The sequence below is a fragment of the Inquilinus sp. genome (assembly GCF_057815775.1).
Genome location: NZ_JBYRFX010000048.1, coordinates 1 through 3,231 on the forward strand (window position 1 = coordinate 1; position 3,231 = coordinate 3,231).

The window sequence follows — 3,231 nt, forward strand, 5'->3', positions numbered from 1 at the left end:
GAGGCCGGCCGGATACTCCTCGTCGCCGCCCAGCCAAGGCAGTTCGAGATTGCGGGCCTCGTCCGTGCCCTCCATCGGCCGGTACTCGACATCGGTCAGGAGCATGGCATTGGCGGCCGTCGGCATCGCGTCGACGTCGTAGGCCGTCTGCGCCTTGATCAGGATGACCTTGCTATCCCAGTACAACGGATCGGCCATGTCTCAGTCCTTCAGCTTGGGCTTGGCATCCAGATTGGTGGCCGGCGGCGGGGACGGCACGTCCGGCGCCGGGGCCTGGCTCTGGGGTTCGGTGAACGCCACGCGCTCCAGCGTGCCGTCTTTCCGGCGGATGTAGCTGCCGCCCTGGGCGGGGATGCTCATGCCTGGATCCTCAACAGTTCGGAGGTGGTGAAATCGATCTCGTAGAAGGCGACGCCGGGCTTGAGGCCGAGCAACGCGCCACGCTCGACCGCGAAGGCGTCCCACGCCCCGACAGGCTTCCAACCGGCAATGGCCCGCAGGGTTTCGCGTTCGAGCTGGTCGACCTCGGGGATGGTCTTCGCCCCGGTGGGATTGCCGGCGAAGCGGATCACTAGGATGATCGCGACCCGCCGCGCCAGGCTCTGGCTGTGCAGACCCGTGGCCGCCGTCACCTCGCCGGCGCGGAAGCCGAGAGGCACGATGAAGGCGGCCTGGTTGCCCTGCGGCAGCGAGCCGGCTTCCATCAGCGCGGCGAGGTCGCCGGCCTTGCCGATCCGGCCGGCCAGGGACGGCACCTTGAGCGCCAGGCGCTCGGCGACCTGGTCGACCAGCGTCATTGCACGACCCCTGCCACGGCTAACCAGTCCTCGACCTGGGCGGTGATCTCGGCACGATCGTCGTCGTCCACGCCGAGATACGGACGTGCCGGGATCTCCACCGATGACGCGAAGACCCAGCCTCGGCCGCCGGGCAGCTGGAAGAACAGCGCGCCGGCTGACTTCGGCACGATGACGCCTCCCTCCTGGTGGATGCGGGCATAGGGCAGGTCCGAGCCCCATTCGACGCCGTGATCGTCTGCCTGGTGCGTGATCTTCTGATACAGCTGCCGTGACTTCTGCAGCGTCTTGCCGCCTTCGAGCCGGGTGCGCAGCGACTGCGGCCAGGGGCTGCCGTCCGGCGCCTGCTCGCGCTCGAACCGCATCTGCGTCGACACCACCATGGCGGCGCCGATGTTGTCGTACAGCCCGCGAGCGTTGGTCATCCGGTCCACGACATGACCCAGGACCGACTGGACGGCTTCGTCGTCCAGACGAACCGAGATCCCGGTCACGACGTGAACCCGCGCAGCGCCCGGCCGGTGAAGACACGCGGTGCGCTGGTGGCCCGGCTGCCGCCGGCGGAGCCGATATCCGGCTCGATGCCGGCGATGTCCAACCGCTGCCGGCCGGCGGCCAGGTCCGCCAGCGTCTTCAGCGCATCGCGATAGTCGGCCGTGATCTTCGCGGCCGGGGCCGCCCAGTGCAGCTTGTAGATCGCCACGGCCTCGGCGATGTCGACCAGCAGCTTGGGCACGCTAGCAATCGGCAGCCGGTAGCGCGCGGCCAGGTAACCGTCGATCAGCGCATCCGCGTCGACCAAGGCCCGCTCGACCGTGGCGGCGTCGATCTGGCCGGTCGCGGGCATGCCGCGGTCGGTCAGTTGCACCAGCAACTCGACGCCGTACCGGGTTTCGAGCTGGTCCGGGGTCGCATAGGTCACTTCAGCTTGCCTTTGCGGCCAGCGTTAGCGGCTGCCGGGCCGACACGGTCGGCTAACGCGGTCGCCTCCTCCTCCGACAACTCGGGGAGCGGATCGCCGATCTCGAAGCGCTGGCCGCGATATTTGATCGCGACCAGGGCGACGTGGTGAATGGGCGCGGCCTCGATCATCCGCTGATCGCGTCCTGGATGAAGTAGCCGGCGTAACTGGCGATTACCAGTTCGCGGACGCTTTCACCGGTGCGGACGCGCTCGCCGCCGCGCATGCCGATATCCGGGTCTGGTCGGGAGCCCGCGATTTTGTCGCCCCACTGCGCGGTGGCCGCGAAGGTGAAGTCGGGCGAGCGGAACGAGAAGTTGCGGTTGCGATAGATGAAGCTGGCGTGATTGCCCCAGACACGGGCCAGGCTCGCCTTCTGGCCCTTGCGCGCGGTGTTTAGCCGGGACTGGCCGACGATGATCTCGTCCAGCTCCAGCAATTCCGCGACGGCCTGGCGCGTTGCGACAGCCTCGTCGCCGGCATTGGCGTTGACCGCCTACGCGATCTACGGATGGCGCCGCAGCTTGGACCAGACCTTCTGGCCAAGAACGGCAATGTTCGGGCGGACCAGACAAGCTTCCAGGCCATCCAGGATATCGTCCACCGGATTGCTCGCTGGATCATCCCAACGGTCGCCAGCGGCGGCGAGCTGGATCTTGTTGCCGACTGGATAGGTGTCCGGATTGAACAGCAGCTTTGCGGCCCGGACCTCGCGACCCAAGGCGACATAGTCGGTCAGGCGCTCGACCGCATGCGTCCTCGGGTCATAGCCCATGGTCGCGCCGGTATTGATGTCTTCCTGCGGCACCGGATCGTCCAGGCCGTGGTCATCGACACTGCCTTCGCGCTCCTCGGCCCGAAACTCGATCTCGTTCGGGGCGCTGGTGCGACCGACCTTGGTGTCGGTGACGTTGAAGCTCTCGTCGATCGGGTATTCCCACCACTTGAACAACCGCGACGGCACCGTCGCGCGGGGGATCACCTGGTCGGCGATGTACTGGGTGTTCCGATAGCCGACCGCGACGGCGGTCAGCTTCGAATCGACGGGAAACGGCGCGTCAATGGCCATGGGACCTCTCTGGGGCGGGGTTAGGCGGCGACGCCGCGGTCGATGAGAAGGGAGCCGATGTCGCCGAGCACGCCGGTGGCCATGGCGATGCCGACAACGCGGTTGCCGACGGCGGCCTTGACGGCGCGGCCCTGGGCGTCAGCGGTCAGATCGTCGCCCCTGGTCACGGGGCCGCCGTACTCGACCTCGGCGACCTGGGTCAGGACGACGTCAAAGGTGATGCCCACCGATCTGGCGCCGAGCATGTCGGTGACGCCGATCGACTTGTCCGCCGCCCCTGCCGCCACGACAGCCGTGTCGTCATCGGCGCCGAATTTGACGATGCGATAGGGCGCGACGATTGCTCCGGCGAGGAACGGCTTCACCAGGCCATGGTTACGCACGGCGGATCTCCTGGGTGTTGG

General features: G+C 67.6%; 9 protein-coding genes. All 9 read right to left on the reverse strand.

Annotated features, from left to right (window positions below; genetic code table 11):
- The coding region (locus AC3XYG_RS01945) for a hypothetical protein (RefSeq protein ID WP_489138129.1) at positions 1 to 198 on the reverse strand (198 nt) is incomplete at its 3' end.
- 3 nt (positions 199 to 201) lie between these two features.
- Complete coding sequence (locus AC3XYG_RS01950) at positions 202 to 360, reverse strand: hypothetical protein (RefSeq protein ID WP_489138130.1); 159 nt, start codon at positions 358 to 360, stop codon at positions 202 to 204.
- Positions 357 to 797, reverse strand: a complete 441-nt coding sequence (locus AC3XYG_RS01955; RefSeq protein WP_489138131.1) for a phage tail terminator protein — start codon at positions 795 to 797, stop codon at positions 357 to 359. The genes AC3XYG_RS01950 and AC3XYG_RS01955 overlap by 4 nt, the downstream gene beginning before the upstream one ends.
- Complete coding sequence (locus AC3XYG_RS01960) at positions 794 to 1,291, reverse strand: phage virion morphogenesis protein (protein ID WP_489138132.1); 498 nt, start codon at positions 1,289 to 1,291, stop codon at positions 794 to 796. Before AC3XYG_RS01960 ends, AC3XYG_RS01955 begins: the two co-directional genes overlap by 4 nt.
- Positions 1,288 to 1,719, reverse strand: coding sequence for a gp436 family protein (locus tag AC3XYG_RS01965; protein ID WP_489138133.1), 432 nt, complete (start codon positions 1,717 to 1,719; stop codon positions 1,288 to 1,290). Before AC3XYG_RS01965 ends, AC3XYG_RS01960 begins: the two co-directional genes overlap by 4 nt.
- Positions 1,716 to 1,889, reverse strand: a complete 174-nt coding sequence (locus AC3XYG_RS01970) for a hypothetical protein (protein ID WP_489138134.1) — start codon at positions 1,887 to 1,889, stop codon at positions 1,716 to 1,718. Before AC3XYG_RS01970 ends, AC3XYG_RS01965 begins: the two co-directional genes overlap by 4 nt.
- The gene (locus tag AC3XYG_RS01975) at positions 1,886 to 2,197 is read right to left on the reverse strand and encodes a hypothetical protein (RefSeq protein ID WP_489138135.1); all 312 of its coding nucleotides are present in this window, start codon (positions 2,195 to 2,197) and stop codon (positions 1,886 to 1,888) included. The genes AC3XYG_RS01970 and AC3XYG_RS01975 overlap by 4 nt, the downstream gene beginning before the upstream one ends.
- Positions 2,198 to 2,263: 66 nt before the next feature.
- Positions 2,264 to 2,827 carry a hypothetical protein gene (locus AC3XYG_RS01980; RefSeq protein WP_489138136.1) on the reverse strand — a complete coding sequence of 188 codons (564 nt, stop codon included), beginning with the start codon at positions 2,825 to 2,827 and terminating at the stop codon, positions 2,264 to 2,266.
- 20 nt (positions 2,828 to 2,847) lie between these two features.
- On the reverse strand, positions 2,848 to 3,231 hold a 384-nt coding region (locus AC3XYG_RS01985; RefSeq protein ID WP_489138137.1), incomplete at its 5' end, for a hypothetical protein.